This window comes from Stieleria marina (genome assembly GCA_007741555.1).
Taxonomy (GTDB): domain Bacteria; phylum Planctomycetota; class Planctomycetia; order Pirellulales; family Pirellulaceae; genus K23-9.
In genome coordinates this window covers 3,274,462-3,299,205 of the sequence record CP036526.1, presented here as the reverse complement: position 1 = coordinate 3,299,205, position 24,744 = coordinate 3,274,462, and the positions used below count along the sequence as shown (strand labels likewise).

The window sequence follows — 24,744 nt, the reverse complement described above, 5'->3', positions numbered from 1 at the left end:
AATCAATTATCGCAGAGACCTTTCTGCTAAAGTTTTGCGTAACCCCCATCACGTGCGATTCTCAATTGGATGACACCACGAGACAACGATGAGTCATACCGCAAATCAACCGCCCGACGACGAAATTCCGATCCTTGCCAAAGTGGTAGATGATACGGCTGCGGCAAATCCGGTTGATGATTCCGCAAGCCGGTCCGACAGAGATCCCAAAGTCCCGCCGCAAGCTACCGCGGACGCCGTTCTCCCGGACGACCAAGACGCTTCGCAGCATACGCAGCAAAGTGGCAATCCGTTTGCCAGTACGGGAAAAGAAGTTCGCGTCGGTTCACCGTTTGCCTCGGAACCGAGCGATCTCTGGGACGATTTCCTCCCCGATTCAAACGATTCGCAACCGGAACTCATGTACGACGTGGGTCCGCTGAAATACACCGCAATTGGCGCCGTCGCCGCAGCTGTGATGGTCCTGGCCTTTGCGATCGCGGCCAGCTGGTGGTTCCCCGGTGGCGGAACCCTGATCGCAGCACTTGGGTGCGCGTTATCGATCTTTGGTATGTATTCACCACGAAAGACTTTGGCTGCCGTCTGCCTGCTGCTGCATCTGGGGCTGTTCCTGTTCAGCTACAGCCGCGCGATCATGATCTAAGTGACGTTTTCGTTGAGCGTCAATCTCAGAGCGTCAAATTCTTAGAGCGTCAAGTTCTTAGAGCGTCAAGTTCTTAGAGCGTCGACTCAGCCCCGCCGTCTACAGCGTCAAATCAACGTCGCCGCCATCCAGGGCATTCATAAACGCAGGCAAACTTGCCAGCATTCCGTCGGCAGAACGGATTTGATCGCGAGTCATCCAGTGGATCTCTGCCACTTCGGCAGGGTTGGCAACGGGCTGGACCGAAGGATCTAGATCCGCCAACCACCAAGCCAGGTTCGTGCCCCAGGAAGTCACACTTCGCCAACAGCGTCGAACCGGAGTCACATCGATGGCCAGTTCTTCTTGCATCTCGCGAACTAACGCCTCGGCTTCTGTCTCTCCCTTTTCGATGCCGCCTCCCGGCAAGCACAAGCAGCCGGGAGCTGTCACCGTGAGGGAGCGGCGGATGATGCACAAACGTTGCTCGCGTATGATGACGCCAACCACACCGCGTTTGCGGCGAGTCGAAGGCCGGGATTGCCCCAGCGACGGCGAATCGACGTGCGATTGGTCGCGTTTCAGAGAAGAGTCGTCGGAGGATGAATTGCCAAGGTTCATAATGGTGCCTTGTAACCTACAAGAAGCGTTACCACAATCGCGGTTTCGAATCGCACGGCTGCTATCTTTTCAATTTTTCGCTTCGGAATCCACCTCCAGTGAGTAACGATCACCAACACAAACTTCCGAACGAAGCGAAGCTGTTTTCGAGCGATGCGGCAGCGGAGTCGGTTCGAGTGATTTCGACGCTGACCAACGCTGGGTTTGTGGCCTACCTTGCTGGTGGGTGCGTTCGAGATGCGATGCTGGGCCGAGTCCCTAAGGACTTTGATGTGGCGACCAACGCGACGCCAGAATCCGTTCGCGAGATTTTTGGAAAACGCCGAACACTAGCGTTCGGTGCCTCGTTTGGCGTCATTGCAGTTTTGCCGCCCAAAGCAGACCGAAACAAGTTGTCCGACGCGATTCCGCCCACGGAAGTCGCGACGTTTCGCAGTGACGGCGAATACTCCGATGGTCGCCGCCCCGATTCGGTTCGCTACGGAACTGCCGAAGAAGACGCCCTGCGCCGTGACTTCACCATCAACGGCATGTTCTACGACCTGGCCAGTCGCAAAGTGATCGATTTCGTCGACGGCGCAAGCGACCTGCAATCAGGAACCCTGCGGACCATCGGGGACCCGCTGGATCGTTTCAAAGAAGATAAATTGCGGATGCTGCGAGCGGTGCGGTTCGCGACGACCCTGAATTTCCGAATCGAGGAAGCAACACAAGCGGCGATTCAACAGTTCGGCAGCGAAATCTCAGTTGTCAGTGGAGAACGGATCGGAGCGGAGATGCGAAAGGTGCTTTGCTCGCCGCACGCTGCCAAAGGAATCCAGTGGCTGAATGACTGCGGACTGTTAAACGAAATTTTGCCCGGGATCTCTGACGTGGACATGGATCGCATCGAACGTTACTTGGACGCTCTTGCAATCCGCGACTTTCCTTCATCGCTGGCGTGCCTGATGATCGCCCAGCAGGCAGCGACACCGCAGGCGGATGCGCAACAATCAAAAAGACACACCGCACCGGACAAAGCCATTGGACAGATTGCATCGCGTTGGAAACTCTCCAACGAAGAAAAACGCCAAACGGCTTCGGCACTAACGCATGCACGCGGCATCGTGCAGTCCCTTTCCTGGCCTTGGAGCAAGATTCAGCCGATCTTGATCGACCGTGACATTGGCGAAATTCTGAACGTCGCTGACGCAATCATCGCTGCCGAAGAACTACCAAACGAAGCCGTCAAAATTGCACACGCCGCCCTGCAATGGCCCAAGGAGAAACGCGATCCAACGCCTTTGCTGACTGGAAACGATCTCCACCGGTATCAATTCCAGGCCGGTCCCCTGTTCCGCGAAATCTTGACGGAGACTCGTCGAGCACAACTGGACGGTGAAATTGATTCGCACGAACAGGCTTTGGAAATCGCCAAGCGAATTGCCGAAGGGGTTGGCTAACCGGACGTCGCTCGCGTTGTATGATGTTGTTTCTGAGTCGTGACTGTTTGGTCGTGATCCCCAAAGCCGTCATCTCTGTGTCATACGCAAGCGAGTCCAGCCATCAATATTCTGAACATCGACAATCAGCGCTACACGGCTCCGCTTCGCCGCAACGTTGTTAGCACGCTGCTTGTCATCGCCGGCGTGTTTACCGTTTTGCCGTCGCTATCAATCGCCTCTGAGTCAGCCCCCCAGCGACCTGCCAACATCATTCTGCTCCTAGCTGACGACCTGGGCTGGACTGGACTCGGTTGCTTTGGAAGCGACTTGTACGAGACACCGAACCTAGACGCAATGGCACAGCGCGGCGTCAAATTCACCAATGCGTATTCGGCTTGCACAGTTTGCTCGCCTACGCGTGCATCGATCATGACGGGAAAATCACCCGCGAGATTGCACCTGACAGATTTCATCGCTGGCCAAAACCGGCCGTTCGCAAAGCTGAAAATTCCAGACTGGACCAAACGACTGTCGGGACACGAAGTAACGATCGCGGAACTGCTAAAGCAGAAAGGCTATCGCACGGGGCACGTCGGGAAATGGCATCTGAGCGGGCAAGGGACTGAAATCAACGGAACGCGGCCCATCGACCAAGGTTTTGACTATTCGTACGAACGCCCCCAAGACTCCAAAGGGTACCTTCTGAAGGAACAGTCCGACGGCGAGTCTAAGCCGGCCTACCTGACCGATGTATTGACCGACCGCGCTTGTGAATTTATTGACGCGTCAAAGGAAGATCCGTTTTTCTTGTACTTTGCCTACAACGTCCCGCACACACCGATCCAAGGACGCAAGGACTTGGTGAATTCGTTTCAAAAGAAGATCGATTCGAAATCAACCGATCAAAAACTTCTGCACGACAATGCCCACTATGCCGCGATGGTCGCCAGTTTGGACCAAAGCGTTGGCCGAGTCCTCGCCTGCTTGGAGTCCAATGCAATCAGTGACAACACCGTCGTCCTCTTCTTCAGCGACAACGGTGGACTAACACAACGCAACGGCAAACATGATCGATTCACCGAAAATCTGCCGCTGCGCCGCGGCAAGGGATCAGCCTACGAAGGCGGTGTCCGAGTGCCCGCGATAGCATACTGGCCCAACGTGACGACGCCTCAAACCGTCTGCGACGAACCCGTGATCACAACGGATCTCTTCTGGACTCTATGCGATATCGCTGGCGTCGACGTTGATGACACCAAATTACGCGACGGCCAGACATTGGTGCCACTCCTGAAAAATGTTGCCGAGACATACGACCGCGATTTATTTTGGCACTATCCGCATTACCACGCGGGCGGTGACGGCCCGTACAGCGCGATCCGATCGGGCAACTACCGCTTGATCAAATTCTACGAAGACCAAAGCTGCCGGCTCTATGATTTGGATCAAGACATCGCTGAACAGGTCGATCTATCCGGCAAACGTCCCAAACTTTGCAGCAAGTTGCAGGGCAAATTGGAAGCATGGCTGCAGTCTACCGGTGCGCAGGTGCCAACTGAAAACTCCCGCTATGATCCGGCCCGCGAAACCCTGGTCGTTCGCAGTAAGAAACGTTGATGCATCAGCGAGTAGCCAGCAGATTGAACCTTTAGCCGGAGCATCCAGAAGTAAACCGGCCACGCGTGATATCGGCCACCGACAACAGCATGGCGTTGGCGTTTCTATTAAGATTCATGTCACCTTTGCTTTACCAAACGACTTAAGAGCCATCATGCCAACCCGCTATTTCAGCTTGCTACTGCTTTTTGTTTGCGTGGCATTCGCAAATATTTCCCACGCACAGAACCCCGCTCCCAACCAAGCGAACAGGCAGGCACGGCCGAACTTGGTGCTGATCATCGCGGACGATATGAACTGGGATGACTGTGGGGCTTACGGACATCCCGCAATTCGAACGCCCAACATTGATCGCTTGGCCAAGGAAGGACTGTGTTTCGAACACGCGTATCTGACCACCAATTCCTGCAGCCCATCTCGGTCGAGCATCTTGACGGGCAAATATCCGCACAACACCGGCGCAGAACAATTGCATTGGCCGTTGCCGGAGAATTCAAAAACGTTTGCAGGCGAATTGAAACGATCCGGTTACTACACCGCTGCGGCAGGCAAGTGGCATCTTGGCGATGCAGTGAAGGGACATTTTGATCGGATCTACGAAGCTTCCACCGCCGGATTTGTGTTGCCTTCGGGAAAAAATGGCGAGCCCGCAAAAATGGTCGCCGCTCAACCCAGCGGATGCGAAGACTGGGAGAACGCCATCGACCAACGTCCGCGGGACAAGCCATTCATGCTTTGGTTGGCCGCGTTGGATCCGCATCGCGAGTACACCGAAGGAGCGCTGGACCCTCCACACACAGTCGACGATGTCATTGTTCCGCCGCACCTACCCGACACCGCTGACGTCCGCGAAGACCTGCGTCTGTACTACGACGAGATCGGTCGACTCGATACCAACGTCGGTAAAGTCGTTGCTAAACTGAAAGAACAGAATGCCGACGACAATACGATGATTCTTTTCATCAGCGACAACGGCCGCCCATTTCCTCGTGACAAAACGACGTTGTATGACGGAGGAATTCGCACGCCCTGGATTGTGCGTTGGCCAGCCAAGGTCAAGGCGGGTGAAAACACAGAAGCACTTGTCAGCGCCGTCGATATTGGTGCGACCTTTTTGGAACTCGCCGGCGTCGATGTCGATTCGATCGCCAATGAAGGCAGCAGCTTTGCCGACATCCTGACACACCCTGGCCGGACTCACCGTGACTATGCGTTTGCCGAAGATCATTGGCACGACTACGAAGACCACGGGCGTTGCGTGATGACGTCCCAATTCAAACTGATCCGCAATGACTATCCGGATTTGGCATCCACCCCGTCGGCCGATGCAGGCCGAGGACTCAGCTGGCAGGACATGCTCCGGCTTAATCGCGACGGAAAGCTTAGCGAGCAACAGAAAGCTTGTTTCAGGTCACCACGCCCCAAGTGGGAACTATTCGACTTGGCCCGCGACCCGGGAGAACTGCGAAACCGTATCGATGACCCAGCTTACGCTTCTACTCGAAAACTCCTCACCAAAGCTCTCGAAGACTGGACCACTCGCACAGGCGATTATTTACCCAGTCGCCGGACGCCTGACGAATTTGACCGCGTCACCGGAGAACCCGATCACAGTGTGCGAATTCGTCCCCGACCGTCAAAGAAGACGATGTTTGGAACCAACGGAAAGTACTAATCCCAATCGTGCCCAATCCGGCAACCAACTAAGCAACCGGTTTTGGCCGGTCGATTTCCAACGGTGCTAAACCCAGAAAAGCATCCGTATGGCCGCAGCTGGATCTGACCGTCGGTTACAAATCGAACAAACCAGCGACCGCTCGAACATTTCCTTCATTCAAGATCACAAGCACGTCTCTGCACTCCGATGAATCATTTCCTCGCTCCCTATCGCCTAGCCTTTTTCGTGTTCGCCAGCAGCGTCATGATGGTTCTCGCCGGCTTTCATTCCTCAGCGGTCGCCGCACAGCCGAACGTAGTCTGGATCATCTCCGACGATCTTAGCCCCGAGCTGAGCTGCTACGGTTATCCCGGAGTCCATACACCCAACATTGACCGGCTTGCTACTGCGGGAACTCGATACACCCGCGCGTTTTCCACCGCGCCGGTATGCTCGGCGTCGCGAACCGCGTTTCAGACGGGCCAGTACCAGACGACCGTCGGTGGGCACCACCACGACACGCGCGTCAAACCCGAGTTGCCCGATAGCACACCGACCGTGACCGGGCTGATGCAAAAGGCGGGCTACTTTGTTTGCAATGGCCGCGGCATCGCTGACGACCGCAAGACGGCCAAATCGCATCTCAATTTCGTCTACAAATCAAGCGAATTTTTCGACGGCATCGATTGGTCCCAGCGCCCCAAGGACCAGCCGTTTTTTGCTCAAATCCAGATCAAAGAACCGCATCGACAGTTCATTTCGCGTGACAAAGAATACAACGACGCTCCGATTCCACCGTACTACCCCGACCATCCGGTCACGCGAGCGGACTGGTCCAACTACATGGCCAGCATCGAAGCCCTGGATCGTAAGGTCGGTGCAATCTTGGACCGACTGGATGCGGAAGGCCTGTCCGACAACACGATCGTGATGTTCTTCGGGGACCACGGCCGCCCGCACGTACGCGGCAAACAATGGCTTTACGAAGGTGGTTTGCACGTGCCTTTGATTATTCGCTGGCCCGGCAGAGTCGGGGCAGGAGCGGTAAAGGACCAGCTGACATCGCTACTGGACCTGATGCCGACAACCCTGGCGGTCGCTGGCGCAGAAATCCCCAAGCTACCCGGGGTCGATTTGCTCGCCGCTGATTGGACTGGGCATGAGATTCTTTTTGCAGCCCGGGACCGTTGCGGTGACGCTCCGGACCGAATCCGAAGTGCACGGACAAAGGACCTGAAATACATTCGCAACTTTCACCCCGAACTGCCGTACATGCAACGGAGTAGCTACAAGAAGTTGTCGTACCCAGTCGAAACCGTAATGAAAGTTTTGCACGCCGAAGGCAAATGGGATTCACCGTTCATGGCGCAGACCCGGCCAGAAGAAGAACTGTACGACTTGAAGGCGGACCCGTTCGAGATGAACAACTTGGCAAGCGATCCTCAGCACGCCTCCGCACTCGCAAAACTTCGGTCGACGGTCGATAAGTGGATCGTCTCGTCAGACGACCATGGACGAATTGATGAGAGCACGTTCGTGGACATGAAAAAGCTGATGGCCAGCAAACGAAAATGGTATGTCAACAAAATGAAGAGCCGAGGACTCGATCCCGACATTTCGGATGCCGACTATTTGAAATGGTGGGAGACTGAACTTGGCATTCACGACAAAAACTGAATTGCGACATAGGCCCGTTCAAAGCTAGGTGGCCGCACAGTTACCGAGCAAACTCCCGATCAAGTAGACGCTGCGATGAATCGATTCTCCAAAGAACTTCTTGCCGTTCTCGCGTTGCTTTGCGCAGGCTGGTGTGGCGACGTGTTTGCGGCCGAACAACCCAATATCGTTTTGCTGTTTGTCGATGATTTGGGATGGACCGATGTCGGGTTTCGGAACGACAAATTTGAAACACCCCACATCGATCAGCTGGCCGCTGAATCACTAAGTTTTGAACAGTGCTACATCGCATCGCCGACTTGCAGCCCGAGTCGTGCCACGCTGGTGACGGGCCTGCATCCCGCGCGAATGAAATTTGTCAGGCACATTCCGAACGACGCCCAAAACGGCTTTGACAAATTCGGACGTACCAACAAGGAGTTCAATCTTTGGGACACCGACCCGGCAAAGTTCCCCTGCCCGAATTGGCTGAAGCTGGAATACACAACGTACGCCGAAGCCTTAAGTGCATACGATTACTACAGTTTGTTTGTCGGCAAATGGCATCTGGGACACGAAGCGTATCACCCGATCGAGCAAGGGTTTGATCGACAAATCGGGACGACCAATGCCGGACACCCCAAGAGTTACCTGCCACCGTTTTTCAAAAACTCCGATGTGCTGGGGGATGAAAAAGGAGGCTATTTAACGGACAGATTGACCGACGAAACGGTCGACTTTATACGCAAGTACGATGGCGACCAACCGTTTATGATTTCGATGTGGTACTACAATGTCCATCGACCACCGGTCGGGCGTGACGATTTGCTCCAGCACTTTTTGTCTTTAGGGTACTCCAAAACCGACGCGATCTACGCAGCCCAGATCAAAGCGGTTGACGAATCAGTGGGCCGCATCCGCACCGCCATTGACGAGAAAGGAATCGCAAAAGACACGATCGTGATCTTTCTGTCGGATCAAGGTAGCTGGTACGCGAACCCACCGTTCCGCGGCACCAAGCGAATCGACACGCTTTGCGAAGGCGGTGCCAGAGTGCCGCTGATCGTGCATTGGCCAGGCGTGACAAAGCCGAATTCAAAGAACCACAGCATTGTGCAATCAACCGACCTGTTCCCCACATTCGTTCAGATGGCGGGTGGGAATCCAACTCGGCATGAAAACTTGGATGGAGTTTCGTTGGTTCCGACCATTCACAATAACAGCACGCTGGATCGCGGCAAACCAATCTTTGGCTATCGGGCGTACCAAGACCTCTACGCGTCCGTTCGCGACGGCGACTGGAAACTACTGGCCTATCGAAGCGGCAGGCTCGATCTGTTCAATATCGCTGTCGACAGTAGCGAAGCAAACGATCTTTCGGACTTAGAGACAGAGCGAGTTGACGCGTTGCGATCCAAGCTTGCGCAGTGGGAGATCGAAATGGGTGTTGATCAATACTCGGGCGTGCAGTGATTGAATTTGGTGTTTAGCACAACGACTTTCCCCTTAAGGTCAGTACGATCGACGAAACAGAATTTAACCGTGTCGCCTGGAACAACATCGCCACTTCCAAAGCACGGTGGTTTGGACCTGTTGATGCTGCGACGATTCAGGCGGCCCGCATGGGCGATTGGTCGATTCGATTGACGGGCACGCAGCCAATTCCTAGAGAATGGATCGGCGACGTCGCAAACCAAAACGTGCTTTGCTTGGCCGGCGGCGGCGGACACCAGGGCCCCATATTGGCGGCGGCGGGAGCGAACGTGACCGTGTTTGACTTGAGCGAACAACAACTGGCCATCGACACCCGTGTCGCTGACGAAAACAATCTTGCCATCGACACGGTTATCGGCGACATGCGTGACCTGAGTTGTTTTGCAGATCAAACATTCGATCTAATCATCAACCCTTGCTCGACCAACTTTTGCCCGGACGTACTGCCTGTCTGGCGAGAAGCATTTCGTGTGCTCAAGAACGGCGGCCGCTTGGTTGCCGGAGTGATCAATCCGATCAACTACCTGTTTGACGCCCCGGCCATGGATCGCGGGGAATTCGTCGTCAAGCACAAGATTCCGTACAGCGACCTGGATTTGCCAGCCGAAGAACGCGACGTAACACTTGGCCCCGAAAGGCCGATCGATTTTGGACATACGTTAGCCGACCTGCTCGGTGGGCAGCTCGAAGCAGGATTTCAGCTGACCGATCTGATGGAAGACCGCTGGGGCGGCGATGATCCCTTGTCAGAAAAGATCGCGACGTTCATCGCAACGCGAGCGGTCCGACCTGCTGGCTAGACACCGCTTCACAGCGAATCAATGGCTTGGCGGAAACGACTCACTCGCCTCCCACTCTATTTGCCAATGCCAACCAAGAACTCGGTGCGCTGATTGCCGCCGGTAGTCGCGTGACGCAAAATCAATTTGCCGCCGGCGTAGATTGGTGAAGCAAAGGAACTGTCGCCAAGCTTGTTTTCAGAGAGCAGGTCAAAGGCGTCCGGCGACGCTCGGTAGACGTAGGTTTTGCCGCGCTCGTTGGACGCGTAAATCCGGTCACCTATCAACAAGGGCGAAGCGCTAAATGGTCCCTGCAAACGCTGTTTCCACATTTCCTGTCCATCAGCTGAGCGCCAGCAATACGCGACACCGTTGTCCGCGATGCCATACAAATAGTCACCGACCATCAGCATCGATTGTTCGTAGCATTTGACTTTGTTGTCCCAAGCAACCTTGGCCGACTTTCCCGCCAGGCTGATTCCATACGTCCCTGGATCGGGGTAGCTACCGCTTACAAAAACCATGTCGTTACTCCAGACCATCGTCGCACAAGTTGTTCGGCTGGTCGCATCGACGCTCCAAAGAGGCCGGCCCGTTTTGGGTTGGTATGACGTGACTTGGTAGCCTCCACTCATCAAAATCTGCGGCGTGCCGTTGAGCTTCGCCAGGATGGGAGTGCCGTAACTTGCCGTGACCGGACGCGGCGCCTTCCAAATTTGCTTCCCCGTTTTCTTGGACAAGCAAAACAAACCTCGATCGTCATTGTCGACATCCACCGCAATGACGATCGAATCGTCAAGCAATAGCAGTGACGATCCAAATCCAAACCACCCTTTGCCGGCTCGATACGGAGCGACGGGAGTTTGCCAAAGAATCTTGCCCGCCGTGGAAATCGCCGTGGCGACGATTGCTTGATTTACTTCAGCGACCACGAAAACAGTGTTTCCATCGCTGGACGGAGTGCTTGATGCGCAGGTGTTCTTTTTGTGCAAGTATCTCGGCGGCACCACGCCCTGGTGCAGCGCGACCTTTCCAATCGGACTGCCATCACCCAGACGATATTTCAGCAGCGAGATCGTTCCTGCGGCCGGTTCGTGGGTCAGTACAAAGATGGCATCGTCGACCACAATCGGCGTCGCATGACCTTGGCCGGGAACGGGCTGTCGCCAAAGCAGGTTTTCGGATTCACTCCAGGTAAGCGGAACCGCATCGACCGCGGAATTCGGCGCATGATTATCCAGTGTAGGACCACGCCAGCGACGCCAGTCTTCGGCAATCAAAGTGCCCGACACAACGCAGGCAACAAAAATGGCGGAACAGCAGCGTCGATTTAAATGAGACAAGATCGGTGGCATGGAGGAGAGTGTTTCGTCACAAGAGAAATGGCTGACAGCAAAGCGACCGACGCAGAGCGAGCTATTCCAGAAGGGATTGAATTTCTTTCATCTGACGCACCATGGGAGGCGAATGAGGCATCAAATCCAACGCACGCTGCTGAGCTTCGGCCGCTTCCTCATACCGCCCCAGCGCCAGATAGCATCGTGCAAGGGTATCCAACATGGCAGCATCATCGGGCATCAGCTCCAGCGATCGTTTGCTGGCTGCAAGTGCTTTTTCGTAATCGCCCGTCGTGTTGGAAACCAACCAAGCGTATTCGTTTAGGTACTGCGAGAGAAGCTCCGTCGACCCCAGTTGTTTCCCAAATCGTCTGTGAAGATTTTCTTTCTCTCTGACGCTCGCATCAACTTGTTGGGTTCGGAAGCGGACCAATCGCTCGACCATCCCCTTCCAATCCTCGTCTCCTTCGGTCCGATACATTTCGATCAGAACATCCACGTTATCGGGGTAGGTATCAAAGGATTGCTTCAACAGCAGCCGCGCCTGTTCCATCTGGCCGTCCCCTTTGGCGACCATTGCACGATGAAACTCCAGCTTACCTTCCATAAATGCCAGTCGGACGTAACTTGCATTGAGTCGCTTGCGAAGCAGGTCGTCTTTGCGCACCCGATCCACCAAAGGTTCCAAGATCGCAATGGCATCTTTGTGACGCAGAAGTTCGCCGATCATTTCGGACATGTAACGCCGTGTTCGAGCACCGGTAACGGACGTCACTTCAACACCGTCCAGGATCGATTGATACTCTCCCTCGGCCCAGTCAAACAGTCCGCGTTCAAGCAGCTCCTGGGCGAGTAACAGGTGTGCCTGCGCGATGCCGTCGATATCATCATCGGACAGTTTTTCTTTGTCCTTCTCTGTTTTTGGGAAAGCCCGAATCGCCAACGCCTGCGTCGCCAGTTTGTCCGCCTCCGCATCGTTCCCACCAACCAACTTTGCCTCGGCGGCTCCGTAAAGCAAACGAGGATGCCCAGAAAACAGTCGCGAGTTTGCTTGTTGCAATTCCAGTACAAATTCGTGCAACCGTGTGTCGCTGGCCCAATTGCAGGCTTCGACCAAATCGCGTGTCGTCGGTGGAATAAGATCGATGTTCTGATTCGAAATCGAAATCGCTTCATCCCGCTCGCCCATTTCGGCGGCGCGTCCCGCGCAGGTTCGCACCAGTGACAACACCGACGCTCGAGTGGTCTGCTGCGAAGTATTGGCATCGATTTCGCGGCGCTGTTGTTTGATCAGCTTTCGCCAGGGATCCACTGAATAGGATTGATCCTGAAGATCTTGGGCATACACGCGCAACCATTGCGAAGACTGTCGATCTGATTTGCCGAGCACCTGTCTGATCATTTCAGCCTGCCGCCGGCATTCCGTCACGTTAGGGCTCATCGGTTGCTGCATCAGCGCCAGAGCGGCTTGGCGGTTGAGCGAGGGCTCCGGATCGTAGCGAGCCACGCGAACCAGAGCGTCAACGCCTTGGCGATCCGGCAACGCGGCAATCCGCTGAATTCGACTCCCTCGTTCGTCAATATCTTGAGCGCTGTATTCAAACAATGCGGCGCGTACTTCGGCGGGATCCGTTTCCTTGGACCAACTGACTAAAAAGCTGTTGATCAGGAATCGAGCGGCCGAAACGATTTCGCTGTCGGGATGAAACTGAGCCGCTTGCAGTTCTTCAAAGGCCTCCAGCCCCAACTGCTGCAATTTTTCTTTTGCCTGCGTTCGAATGACGTAACTGTCATCCCCCAGCTGATCGATCAGCGCCGAAACTTCGCCGCTGTCGACGACGTCCTGCGCAAGACATGGCGCATCAATCGAAACCGTCCAGCAAAACGCCAGCAACAAGAAAATCCAGACACGCGATCGATGGCTGCGGTCAAAAATCTGATTGGTGAAAGGAATGATCGAGCCGTTCTGTTTGGAAACGGGTGCGTTTGGGAGCAGATGGGGGCACATTCGGAGTGTTCAGCCAAAGAAAAATCGAGAGGCGGACGTGGTCTTTCACATCAGTATCTTCCCAAATCCTAGCCCGGTGTCAAAACCGATCCGCGGCAGCGAATGCCCGAGCGATGGCAGTTTCACGAAATTGTTGCTCTGCTGCGATCGATGCCGCCGCCAAGACTTTGCATTTGCCCGCCAAGCAGAACTGGGCTTCGGGCTCATTCGCCCCAAATACCGCCTAGTTTGCCAAGATCGGCGTGTTTAGATCGAAGTTTCGCAAGTAGGGCAAAACAGCTACGATGCGACCGGCTGTTTTCCCATTTTCTCTCGTTTCCCCTACCTGCTTCGGATCGCCGCCAGGCTTCCAGAGCGACCAAGCCTCCATGAACCGCGACAAATCAAAGAAGAAAGCTTCGACCAGCACGACGGACGCGTCTTCCAATATCGAAGCCGCGGCGGAGCCGGACTTGCGTGGCCCCGGCGTGATTCGAGCAGAAAAGATTCGCACCGAAGGCATGCGAGAGACCGCCGAAGCGTTGGTGGTGGCGTTTATCTTGGCGCTGCTGTTTCGCGCCTTCATTGCCGAAGCGTTCGTGATTCCGACCGGTTCGATGGCACCGACGCTGATGGGTGCCCACAAAGATCTGTTCTGCGATCGCTGCGAACAGAATTTCCCAGTGGGTGCCAGCTTAGAGCGTTACGAAAACCGGATGAGCAATACCGTCATCGGTGGCGTTTGTCCAAACTGTCGTCACGTCAACGCAATGGATCTGGCCAACAATGCAGCGCACCAGACGTTTAACGGCGATCGAATCTTGGTCAGCAAGTTTGCGTACGCGCTGGCGGATCCGGAACGCTTCGATGTGATCGTTTTTAAATTCCCGGGCAATCCAAAACAAAACTACATCAAACGGTTGGTTGGGCTCCCCGAAGAAACGCTGACGGTTCACCACGGCGACGTGTACCGACGCGATCTGGATGCGGACGAACAAAGTGACGCGATCATTCGCAAGCCGGCCGAAAAACTACTGGCAATGCGTCATCACGTTTACGACACCGATTTTCAATCCGCAACACTGATCAAATCCGACTACCCCAGCAGATGGCAACCGTGGCGTCAGAACGCTAGCCAGCCAACGACTGATTCGTGGCAAATCAAACGCGATGCGGACGGTTTTCAGGCGACCGTTGCTGCAACCGATCAACCCGAGTGGCTGCGTTATTTTCATCGCTGGCCCTCGCCCGATCAGTGGCAAGCGGCTGATCGAGGCGAAAGCCTTGCTGTGGTGGATCCGTATTCCAGCCGTTTGATCACGGACTTCTACGCCTACAATAGCTTTGTCCAAGTCCCTACGCCGTATGTCTATGACCTGGCACCGGGGCAGCGCCGTCCTGGACGAGGCGGCATCGCCGGGCTGGTGTCAGGGATGGCCGGCACCGTCAAACGAGTGTTCGTAGGCGACGCAGTAGAATTCAATCCGGACTACCAATCGGGGGAATCGCCTGACCAGTTTGGACGCGAAGCGACTTACGGAGCAAGCCAGTACAACTTGGGCCTCGACGGCATGCACTGGGTCGGAGACCTGATATGCGAAACAGAAGTCGAACCTGCGGCCGATTGTAAATCCCTAATTCTGGAACTGGTCGAAGCCGGAATTCAGTTTCAGTGTCACGTCGATCTCAGCACCGGAGTGGCCACGCTGACCATCAACCGGGACGGCGAGTCGCTCTCGTTCAGCGATGCCGATGGCACGTCCAACGTCTCGGCGACAGCCAGCACGTCGCTGCTAGCGGGTTCCAAACATCAAATACGTTTCAGCAATTGCGACGACCAACTGCTGCTGTGGGTCGACGATGATTTGATCAGTTTTGATACGCCCACGACCTACAATTCCGAGTCGTTCCTGACACCGGAAACGGATTTCCCGCATTACGCAGCTGGCAAGCACCCACTGGACGCGGCTCCTGTCGGCATTGCACTGCAAGGCGGCAAAGGAACGATTCATCGTTTACGAGTCGATCGCGATAAGTACTACATCGCGACAAAGACTGGCAGCGGCGAAATGCTGGACTACAACATGGAAGTCAACCGTCGACTAGGTGGTGGGGGATTGTCCGAACGTGAAATCCAAACCCTGTTTACTCAACCCGACGTGTGGGGCGACCTAGCCATCTGGCAAGCACGCCGCAGTGTGTCGTTTACGATGGAAGAAGACCAGTTCTTTCCGATGGGTGACAACAGCCCTGCCAGTCTGGATGCTCGCTGTTGGGCCAATACGAAATTGGGTCACGGGTTACCGCCACGCATCAGCGAACATGCCTACACGTGGTCCGAAGCCGACTATGTCCCGCGCGATTTGTTGGTCGGCAAGGCTCTGCTGGTCTTTTGGCCACACCCGTGGGATGCGCCTGTTCCGATGACGCCTAACCTTAAACGCTTCAAATTGATTCGCTGATCGCGCCGTTGGCCACTCAGTAAACGAGAAGGATCTCAATAGAATGATTGAATCGAACCACGACGATACACTGCCGATTTTGGAAGCCGTCGGTCTTCAGAAAACGTACGGTCGCCGCCGCGTTGTCGACGGCGTGAATCTACACGTCGGCCAATCCGAAATCGTTGGTTTGCTGGGTCCCAATGGTGCCGGCAAATCAACCAGTTTTCGGATGATGTGTGGCATGGTGGAACCGGACCGCGGCAGCGTGTTCTTGGATGGCAGAGATGTGACGGACTGGCCGATGTTTCGCCGCGCACGCGACGGCCACATGGGTTACCTGCCTCAGGAGCCCAGTGTCTTTAAAAAGCTGACAGTCGAGCAGAACATTTCGTCACTGCTGGAACTTCTGGGTGCCGATCGCAAAACACGCAAGCGTCGCACCGAAGAACTGCTAGAAGAATTCAACATCACTCACATCCGCAAAAGCAAAGCGGCCGGCTTGAGCGGCGGAGAACGACGCCGCCTGGAAATCGCACGCTGCTTGGTGTCCGATCCAAAGATCGTGATGCTGGACGAACCGTTTGCGGGGATCGACCCGGTCACCGTGCAATCGATCCAAGGGGTGATCCAACAGCTGCGCGATAACAAGATCAGTGTTTTGATCACCGACCACGCCGCCCGAGAAATCCTTGGCACGGTCGATCGTTGCTATGTGATTTTCAAAGGCCAAGTGTTGGTGCAGGGGCCGCCCGAAGAGGTGAAGCAGCACCCGACGGTTCGCGAGGAATACTTGGGGGATTTGGAGGGCGCAACAATGCGACCTACTCATCTAACCGCACCGCAGCCAGCTGCACCGCATCCCGTTGTACCGCGACCGCACTTCCGAAACGACGAAGAGCGTCGCGCGGCGCTGCAAGCAGGTGGTCGAGGACAGAAAATTGCTTTGGAACAACCCAAGCTGAAACGACCGACACGCGTCACGGATGTTTAAGCGGCTTGGCTAGATTCGCGAGACGTACTGACCGCTTAATCGTCGAACAAGCCGACGCATTTCTAGCACGCTGATGGTCGCGATTACACGATGGGTCGCTTGTCCGCTCCGAGCGATGACTTGATCGATCGGAGTACTTTCGGCATCGATCGCTTCTAAGACAGTGCGCTCGATCTCGTTCAGCTTCAGCTCCGAAGCGTTGCGCACTTGATGGCCGTCCGATGTCGTCACCGATTCTCGCATCGGACCAAGCGACTCCAGGATATCGTCGACCGTTTGCACTAAGGTCGCTCCGTCGCGAATCAACTGATTGCAACCGCGTGAGGCGCGACTTGTCACATTGCCGGGCAAAGCCAAAACCTCACGGCCCTGCTCGCCAGCCATTCGCGCTGTAATCAAAGCTCCGCTGCGATCGGGTGCTTCGACAACCAGGGTGGCCAACGACAAACCAGCGATCAAACGATTGCGTTGCGGAAACATCCCGCCGCGCGGTTTTGCATCTGGCGCGTACTCACTAACCACCGCACCGTCGGCGGCGACCGCCTTTGCCAGCCCTTCGTGTTCGCTGGGATAGATTTGGCCGAGCCCGCTGCCCAGCACCGCCAACGTCCTGCCGCCTGCATTGAGAGCACCATTGTGTGCTGCCGCATCAATTCCACGCGCCAAACCACTAACAACGGTCACCCCGGCTTTCGCCAACGCGTATCCAAAACGCTCCGCCTGTTTCAGCCCGTAATGCGTTGCGTGCCGCGTGCCGACAATCGCCACCGCCAGTTGATCATCGGTCGTGATGTCGCCACGCACAAAAAGCATGGGCGGCGCATCAGGCAGATCATTTAACCGCGCAGGATACTGCGATGTTCCTTGCACCAAAATCTCCGAATCGTTTTCATCGCACCACTTCAACAGCCCCTCCAGATCAACATGATGGTGGGCCGTTCGAATCGTATGAATCAACTTGGGGCCGACTCCGGGAACCTGAGCCAAAGCGGGACCGGGTGCCGCCAATACCGCTTGCGCGCTGCCGAAATGATCTAGCAGTGCCACCAAGGTTCGCGGTCCGATTTTTGGCAACATCGCCAACATGATCGTCGCGGTTCTGTCCGGGCTGACGTCGGCAGAAAGCGGCGGCGAATCTCCAGAAGCCTCGGAGAGCGAGTGATCCATCGAAAGAGCTTCCTGTGGTTTGAATCGACGACTGCGACGATATTTTTTCGCAAAGAGCAAAGACGCCCTGGTAAGAGTATGTCGTTGCGCCTGGACGCTCGTCAAATTGCTGCCGTCAAACGCTGTACCGACACGCCAGTTTGATGCTTTGCCCAAGCTAGGCATTCCCTACGTCTTGCCTGCGTTCATCAGGACGATCTGTGGCGACAAACACCACGCCCCCTAAGCCGGTAAACGCCCAGCACGCTTTGCATCAATCGCCAGCAACCATCTGCCGGAATTCTTTTTCGGTAAGAACCTGGACGCCCATTTCGGTAGCTTTCGCCAGTTTGCTGCCAGCTTTTTCCCCAGCCACCAAAAAGTCCGTGCTCTTACTGACACTGCTGGATGCGCGGCCGCCAAGGTCTTCGATCAGTTTTTTGATTTCTTCACGTTTGTAGTACTGCAACGTTCCCGTGACCACCAGCTTTTTGCCCTCCAACAACCTACCGTCAGGGTCAACCACCGGTTCCGGGTCCGTCAAATCCACGCCCGCGGCGGCCAAGTCGTCCATCGTGGCAATTCCATATTCGCTGTTAAGGAAATGATGAAGACTCTTTCCAATCGCGTCGCCGATTTCGTGGATGTCTGCCAAGTCCTCAATCGATGCGCCGCGTAGCTTTTCCAGCGTATTGAATTTCGCTGTGATCAACTTGGCAACTCGGGGCCCCACGTGGCGAATCGAAATCGATGACAACACGCGAGCTAATCCGCGCCCGCGACTTTCGTCGATTCCGGCAATCAGTTTTTTAGCGTTGCGGAGCCCCACCTGCACATCAATCAACGCGCCGTCTTTGCCTTTGCGTTGTTTGATCCAGTTCAGATCGGCGATCTGTTTGATTTCCAATTGATACAAGTCACGGTAACCACTCACCAAACCGCGACCGACCAAAAGATCCACGAACTCTTCTCCCAACCCGTCGATGTCCATTCCGGGGCGTGAGCCAAAATAGATCAGCCGTTGCTTCAGCTGCGCCGGGCATTTCGGATTGGCACAGCGGATGTAAACACCGCCTTCGTCACGTTCCAGGATCGAATCACATTCCGGGCAATGCGTCGGAAACTCAAAAGCAGGCAGATCGCCTTTTCGTTTGTGTTTTTCGACGCGAACGACCTTGGGGATGATTTTGCCGGCCTTTTCGACCACCACCGTATCGCCTTCCCGGACATCCAATCGTTCGATCTCGTCCTTGTTGTGCAGCGAAGCACGCGACACGGTTGTTTCTGCGATTTCGACCGGCGTCAAATGGGCGACCGGCGTGATCGTGCCCGTTTTGCCGACCTGCACGCTGATCGACTGCAACGTCGTCACGGCTTCGTAGCGTTCGAACTTGTAGGCGATTAGCCAGCGGGGACTCTTGCTCCGAATTCCCAGTCGTTCACGCTGATCGAAGTCATTGACCTTGAACACGATCCCGTCCACTTCAAACGAAAGATCCGGCATCCCGCTGTCTTCCAATTCCGCGATCGCCTTCATCGCGGACTTCGAATCCTTGAACAACTGGACTTCGGGCGTGGGAGGAATGCCCAACTGGCCGACCTCTTTCAAAAACGCCATGTGATCTTTGGCTTTCAGGCCATCGACGGTGCCGTTTCCGTGGCAAAAGAATCGCAAGTTGCGTTCCGCTGCGATTGCGGGGTCCAACAAACGAATCGTTCCCGCCGTAACATTGCGTGTGTTCTTGTAGGGCTCTGCACCGGCCTGCGCTTGGCGAAGGTTCAAATCGGCCAAATCGGCGTTGGTCATGTAGACTTCCCCACGGACCTCCAAAACCTTGGGCGCGGTATCTCCGGACATGCGTAGCGGCAGATCGCGAATCGTTCGAATGTTGTGCGTGATGTCGTCACCGACTGAGCCGTTGCCACGCGTCAGAGCCAGCGACATGGCCCCGTCTTCATAGCGGATCGAAGCTGCCACTCCGTCAATCTTGTACTCCATGACCCACTGAATTTGCTCGCCCTCGAGAGCTTTTTCGGTCCGATCAAAATACGCTTGCAGTTCTTCGCGGCTGTACGTGTTGTCGATCGAAAGCATCGGCGCGTTGTGCGGCACTTGAACTAAGTGCTCCACCGGCGCATCGCCGATTCGCTGAGTCGGCGAATCCGATGACCGAAGCGATGGGTGATCGTCTTCCAGCTGTTTCAGTTCGGCCAGCAGTTTGTCGTATTCTAAATCGCTGACCGCCGGAGTCGCTTGGACGTAGTACAAATGATCCAAACGACGGATCTCGTCGCGAAGTTCGTTGACACGTTGGCTGGCTGGAGTCGTTGGCATTTCGTCAGCGGGTGTTGGTGACGGCTAAATTGGTGCGTTTTTCAGGTGCCTCATCGTCTCGTGTTGATGCGGAATCGGCAACCGATCTTTGATGCAGCAAAACAGGCAAAATCAGATGATGCTTCCTCTGTGCGGTAAAAATCCTTAGCATCACACTACAATCCTCAGCATCACGCTACGCCTCCGCCCATTTTGTCCTTCCACTTAAGCATCCAGCTCCGTTGAAACCAGACGTCATCTCCGTCCGCGGCTGTCGAGTTCACAATCTGCAGAGCATCAGTGTCGACATTCCGCGTGGTCAACTGGTCGCGATCTGCGGATTGTCGGGCAGCGGCAAGACCTCACTGGCGCTCGACACGTTGTACGCCGAAGGCCAGCGTTGTTACATCGAGAGTTTCTCTGCGTACACGCGGCAGTTTCTGCAACGGTTAGACAAACCCGACTGCGACGAGATCATTGGCATTCCGCCAGCGATCGCCGTGACGCGTGCGGGAGGGTCCAAAACCAACCGCAGCACGGTGGGAACCAGCACCGAGATCGCGGATCACTTACGTCTCTTGTTCGCCAAAGCCAGCCGACTGGTGTGCTACAGCTGTGGGGCGGAAGTTCACAGCGATGACCCGTCGGTGGTCGCCAAGGAAATGTTCGAGGCGAAAAGCGGACGGGCGATGATCGGTTTTCCGGTTTGGTTGCCCGACCGCAAAGCTGCCAGCGAAATCTTGTTGGGACTGCAACAAGACGGCTACGTTCGGCTGATTGTCGGCGGCGAAACATTTCACCTTTCCGATTCGGACCGAACTTCTTTGGCGAAAAAGGTCGGTCGTAAAGGCATCGAGTGCATGATCTTAGTCGACCGAATCGGACCGGACGTCGAACTGACGCGATTGACCGAATCGCTGGAAACCGCGATGCACGAAGGCCATGGCAAAGCGGTCGTACTTTCGGAAAGCAGCAGTGATTCGCCAACCAAACCAATGGAGGTTGACGGGCGAGTCTGGAATTACCGCCGACTCAGCCGCGATCGTCGCTGTGACAACTGCGATTTGGATTTTCCCGATCCTGTCCCACGATTATTCAATTTCAACAATCCGCTGGGTGCGTGTCCGGCGTGCGAAGGCTTTGGCGACATTGTCGACGTCGACATGGACTTGGTCGTTCCTGACAAATCGCTCTCGCTTGCTGAAGGAGCCATCGCGGCGTGGAGCACACCGGCGTATAGCCATGAATTGGACGAATTGCTTGAACTGGCCGGCGATTACGACCTGCCCGTCGACGTGCCATATTCCAAGCTTAAAAAGAAGCACCTGAAATTGATCCAAAATGGTGTGCCCGAACGAAACTTCGGTGGCTTGGACGGATTCTTTGCTTGGCTGGACCGCAAGAAATACAAAATGCACGTTCGCATCTTTGCTTCGCGTTTCCGCAGCTACCGGACCTGTCAGCAGTGCAACGGAAAACGCTTCAAGCCGGAAGCTTTGGCCTATCGCATTGGCGAACACAACATCGCCGATTGCCTGCACATGCAGGCCGATGAAGCGGACGCGTTCTTTGCCAAATTGAAATTGAAAGCACGAGAGAAAAAGGTGGCCGCCGAGCCGCTCTCTCAGATACGCGACCGGATTGGTTTTCTGCAAACGGTCGGGCTGGGCTATCTGCAGCTCGACCGAACCCTGCGAACGCTCTCGGGCGGCGAAACACAAAGGGTCGCGCTCACATCAGCTCTTGGCAGTAGCCTGGTCAACATGCTGTATGTACTGGACGAACCAACTGCGGGGCTGCACGCGTCGGATGTGCAGCCGTTGGCCGAAGCGATCATTGAATTGCGAGATCGTGGCAACACCGTGATTGTGGTCGAACACGACGAAGCACTGATCAAACTGGCCGATCGCGTGATCGAAATCGGTCCTGGCGCAGGCACGGCGGGTGGCGAAGTTTCTTTCGAGGGAACGCCGAAGCAGATGCTGCGCAGCAAGGACAGTTTGACCGGGCAATTTTTATCGGGCGAACGAGGCTGGACACTTCGCGATCATGAGCCGCGCACGCCGCGCGGAACACTGAAGCTGCGCGGTGCGTCAGGCCACAATCTGCAATCCATCGACATCGATTTTCCGCTGGGAGTGCTTTGCTTGGTCACGGGTGTTTCGGGCAGCGGTAAAAGCAGTCTGGTCCAGGACACGCTCTTTGAAGCCATTAAGCAGGAAAAACTACGGCAGGCAGCCAAGCCGTTGCCCTACCAATCGATTGGGGGACTGAGCCAGTTTGATGACTGTTTGTTAATCGATCAGTCACCCATCAGTCGTAGCGCTCGAAGCTGTCCGGTTACGTACGTCAAAGCGTTTGATCCGATTCGCAAAGTGTTCGCCGACAGCGTGGAAGCACGCGCTCGTAATTTCACGGCCGGTCACTTCACGTTCAACAGCGCCAAGGGCCAGTGCGAACAGTGCGAAGGAGCTGGTGCGTTGGAAGTCGACATGCAATTCCTTGCCAACGTTTCGATGACGTGCCCCAGCTGTCGCGGCACGCGCTATCGTGACGAGATATTGGATGTTCGTTTTCGTGATCGCAACATTGCCGATGTTTTGCAAATGACGGTTCGCGAAGCCTTTACGTTTTTTCGGGGACAGGTCAAAGTTCAAGCACGCTTGAAACGGCTGATCGACGTCGGGCTGGAATACATCGCATTGGGTCAACCTGCCACAACACTCTCCAGCGGTGAAGGCCAACGGCTGAAACTGGCGGCCTTTCTGGCGTCCAGTAAACGACGTCGCACACTCTTCATTTTGGACGAACCGACCACCGGGCTGCACTTCGCAGACATCGTCCGCCTCGTCGATTGCTTTGACGCTCTATTGGCGGACGGCCACGCTCTGATCGTCGTCGAACACAATTCGCTGCTCATGCAGGCAGCGGACTACATCATCGATTTGGGCCCCGGAGCCGCTGAAGATGGCGGGAAAATCGTCGCCCAGGGTCCTCCCAAGGACATTGCGAAAGCGAAGAACAGCAGGACGGGCGACGTTCTAAAAGCTGCTTTTGCCCGATACTGAGCAGGTCGTAGGTTAAACTGGCCCCGCCAACTATTCGCGATGGCCCCCGCCCCACGCGCGCTGGCCGTGCAGCGTGTTGGCGATGGCCCTGCTGGAGATGGATGGGACGATTTCCAGCGAACGGCTATCGAAATGAAGCTGTGCGTGTTTCAATAGATCCCAAGCGGGCGAATTCTCCGCTCAAACAATTCAGTCAGCTTATCCGCGATTGGCTCTCCATCGCGAAACGACAGTATCGGTCCACGTCATGCAAATTCAATGGTTCCCCGGGCACATGCACAAGGCTCGGCTGGAGATCCAGGCCGCTCTGCCCAAAGTTGATGTGGTGATCGAAGTGCTCGACGCGCGGATTCCTTACTCGAGTGAGAACCCGATGCTTGCCGAATTGCGAGGCGAAAAACCTTGCTTGAAAGTGCTAGCGAAAAGCGATTTAGCCGACGAAGAATTGACGGTTCAGTGGCAAGAGTATCTTAGTTCGACCGAAGGTGTTCGGGCTCGGGCAGTCACGACCAAGGACATCCCCACCATCCTGAAGCTCAAGTATGCCGCTGCTAGAATGGTCCCGCACAAGGACGGCAAAACGATCAAGACCATGGTCGTGGGAATCCCCAACGTCGGTAAGTCCACGATCATCAATATTTTGGCAGGTCGCAAAATTGCCAAGACAGGAAACACGCCGGCGATTACCAAGCAACAACAGAGCGTCAATATCGGCGACGGCATCACGTTGCTGGATACGCCCGGAGTGATGTGGCCCAATGTCCACAACGTCAACAGCGGCTATCGCTTGGCGTTGATCGGTTCGATCAAAGAAACCGCCATGGACTACGCCGATGTTGCTTTCTTCGGGGCGAGATATTTGACGGCGACCTATCCCGAGCGGATCGCAAAACGATTTGATTTGGATGAAGTCCCAACGACCGAACTGGAATTGATCGAAGCGATTGGACGAAAACGTGGCTGCCTAGGACGCGGCAACTTGGTCGACATCGATCGTGCGTCGCGAATCTTTGTCACCGAAGTACGATCCGGTGGTCTCGGACGTTTGACGTACGAAACGCCCAAGATCATGCAACGCGAAAAGATTCAAACGGCAAAAGACATCGCGGAAAAAGAAGAACGCGACAAAGAAAAAGAACTAAAACGCAAAAAACGATTTCGCGACAAACAGCGAGCTCAAAAGAAGTCTCGCGAAATGCGCGGCTAGCGGACCACACCATCCCAGCAGCAAGGCAGCTCTTTGCAGCGATAAAAGAAATGGGCGAAAAGACGGACATCGATCCTTTGCGTTCGTCAAACTGCTGGTCGTAACTGCAATGATTGGGTTTTGGCCGGGCATCTTCTTCCGGCTACTCAGGCTGCCCGGCTAGTTAGGCTGCGCGAAGCGGCACAGCCGATGAGTTGTCGAAACAACCCTAAGAACATCGGAATGGCAATCCACCATGACCATTCCGCTTTCTAGCAATGGCCGACGCACGACACCTAACCACACCCGGCGGACTCTTGTGGTTTCGATCTCCCAATGTCGGCGACTGACACAAGAGGCTGGCCTCCGATTCTGATCCCAGTAGAATGCTCCCTGACGAC

General features: G+C 55.3%; 17 protein-coding genes. 12 read left to right on the top strand and 5 right to left on the bottom strand.

Going from position 1 to position 24,744, the window contains the following annotated elements; genetic code table 11:
• The first annotated feature begins 88 nt into the window (after positions 1–88).
• Positions 89–643, top strand: coding sequence for a hypothetical protein (locus K239x_RS11450; protein ID WP_145418031.1), 555 nt, complete (start codon positions 89–91; stop codon positions 641–643).
• A 99-nt stretch (positions 644–742) separates the two neighbouring features.
• Here K239x_RS11450 and K239x_RS11445 read toward each other — a convergent pair whose 3' ends face one another.
• Entirely contained in the window at positions 743–1,243 is a 501-nt protein-coding gene (locus K239x_RS11445) for an NUDIX hydrolase (RefSeq protein ID WP_145418029.1), read from the bottom strand.
• Positions 1,244–1,341: 98 nt separating this feature from the next.
• Here K239x_RS11445 and K239x_RS11440 point away from each other — a divergent pair, with 98 nt between their 5' ends.
• From K239x_RS11440 to K239x_RS11415, 6 genes are all read left to right on the top strand, one after another.
• On the top strand, positions 1,342–2,685 hold the full coding sequence (locus tag K239x_RS11440) for a CCA tRNA nucleotidyltransferase (protein WP_145418027.1): 1,344 nt from the start codon (positions 1,342–1,344) through the stop codon (positions 2,683–2,685).
• A 186-nt stretch (positions 2,686–2,871) separates the two neighbouring features.
• Entirely contained in the window at positions 2,872–4,284 is a 1,413-nt protein-coding gene (locus K239x_RS11435) for a sulfatase (protein ID WP_145418025.1), read from the top strand.
• Positions 4,285–4,576: 292 nt separating this feature from the next.
• Positions 4,577–5,959: a sulfatase family protein gene (locus K239x_RS11430; protein WP_419190081.1), complete on the top strand. Its 1,383-nt coding sequence runs from the start codon at positions 4,577–4,579 to the stop codon at positions 5,957–5,959.
• A gap of 189 nt (positions 5,960–6,148) precedes the next feature.
• Complete coding sequence (locus K239x_RS11425) at positions 6,149–7,618, top strand: sulfatase family protein (protein WP_145418021.1); 1,470 nt, start codon at positions 6,149–6,151, stop codon at positions 7,616–7,618.
• A 75-nt stretch (positions 7,619–7,693) separates the two neighbouring features.
• The gene (locus K239x_RS11420) at positions 7,694–9,070 is read left to right on the top strand and encodes a sulfatase (protein WP_145418019.1); all 1,377 of its coding nucleotides are present in this window, start codon (positions 7,694–7,696) and stop codon (positions 9,068–9,070) included.
• 149 nt (positions 9,071–9,219) lie between these two features.
• On the top strand, positions 9,220–9,891 hold the full coding sequence (locus tag K239x_RS11415) for a class I SAM-dependent methyltransferase (RefSeq protein ID WP_145418017.1): 672 nt from the start codon (positions 9,220–9,222) through the stop codon (positions 9,889–9,891).
• Between the two features lie 56 nt (positions 9,892–9,947).
• On the opposite strand, the gene K239x_RS11410 is transcribed toward K239x_RS11415, so the two are convergent.
• Positions 9,948–11,225: an outer membrane protein assembly factor BamB family protein gene (locus tag K239x_RS11410; protein ID WP_145418015.1), complete on the bottom strand. Its 1,278-nt coding sequence runs from the start codon at positions 11,223–11,225 to the stop codon at positions 9,948–9,950.
• Between the two features lie 61 nt (positions 11,226–11,286).
• The gene (locus tag K239x_RS11405; protein WP_145418013.1) at positions 11,287–13,215 is read right to left on the bottom strand and encodes a tetratricopeptide repeat protein; all 1,929 of its coding nucleotides are present in this window, start codon (positions 13,213–13,215) and stop codon (positions 11,287–11,289) included.
• 368 nt (positions 13,216–13,583) lie between these two features.
• Here K239x_RS11405 and lepB point away from each other — a divergent pair, with 368 nt between their 5' ends.
• Both lepB and lptB read left to right on the top strand, forming a co-directional pair.
• Positions 13,584–15,656, top strand: coding sequence for a signal peptidase I (lepB, locus tag K239x_RS11400; RefSeq protein WP_419189943.1), 2,073 nt, complete (start codon positions 13,584–13,586; stop codon positions 15,654–15,656).
• 43 nt (positions 15,657–15,699) lie between these two features.
• Positions 15,700–16,629 (top strand): LPS export ABC transporter ATP-binding protein, encoded by a 930-nt coding sequence (lptB, locus tag K239x_RS11395; protein WP_419189942.1) that lies wholly within the window; start codon positions 15,700–15,702, stop codon positions 16,627–16,629.
• A gap of 9 nt (positions 16,630–16,638) precedes the next feature.
• On the opposite strand, the gene dprA is transcribed toward lptB, so the two are convergent.
• Both dprA and ligA read right to left on the bottom strand, forming a co-directional pair.
• On the bottom strand, positions 16,639–17,796 hold the full coding sequence (gene dprA / locus K239x_RS11390; protein ID WP_419189941.1) for a DNA-processing protein DprA: 1,158 nt from the start codon (positions 17,794–17,796) through the stop codon (positions 16,639–16,641).
• Between the two features lie 253 nt (positions 17,797–18,049).
• Positions 18,050–20,110: an NAD-dependent DNA ligase LigA gene (gene ligA / locus K239x_RS11385; RefSeq protein ID WP_145418009.1), complete on the bottom strand. Its 2,061-nt coding sequence runs from the start codon at positions 20,108–20,110 to the stop codon at positions 18,050–18,052.
• A gap of 221 nt (positions 20,111–20,331) precedes the next feature.
• Between ligA and uvrA the strand changes: the two genes are divergently transcribed.
• The 3 genes from uvrA (at position 20,332) to K239x_RS28470 (ending at position 24,619) form a co-directional block, all read left to right on the top strand.
• Positions 20,332–23,157, top strand: a complete 2,826-nt coding sequence (uvrA, locus tag K239x_RS11380) for an excinuclease ABC subunit UvrA (protein ID WP_145418007.1) — start codon at positions 20,332–20,334, stop codon at positions 23,155–23,157.
• Between the two features lie 247 nt (positions 23,158–23,404).
• The gene (gene ylqF / locus K239x_RS11375) at positions 23,405–24,364 is read left to right on the top strand and encodes a ribosome biogenesis GTPase YlqF (RefSeq protein WP_145418005.1); all 960 of its coding nucleotides are present in this window, start codon (positions 23,405–23,407) and stop codon (positions 24,362–24,364) included.
• A gap of 189 nt (positions 24,365–24,553) precedes the next feature.
• Positions 24,554–24,619, top strand: coding sequence for a hypothetical protein (locus K239x_RS28470; protein ID WP_419190080.1), 66 nt, complete (start codon positions 24,554–24,556; stop codon positions 24,617–24,619).
• Positions 24,620–24,744: the final 125 nt, after the last annotated feature.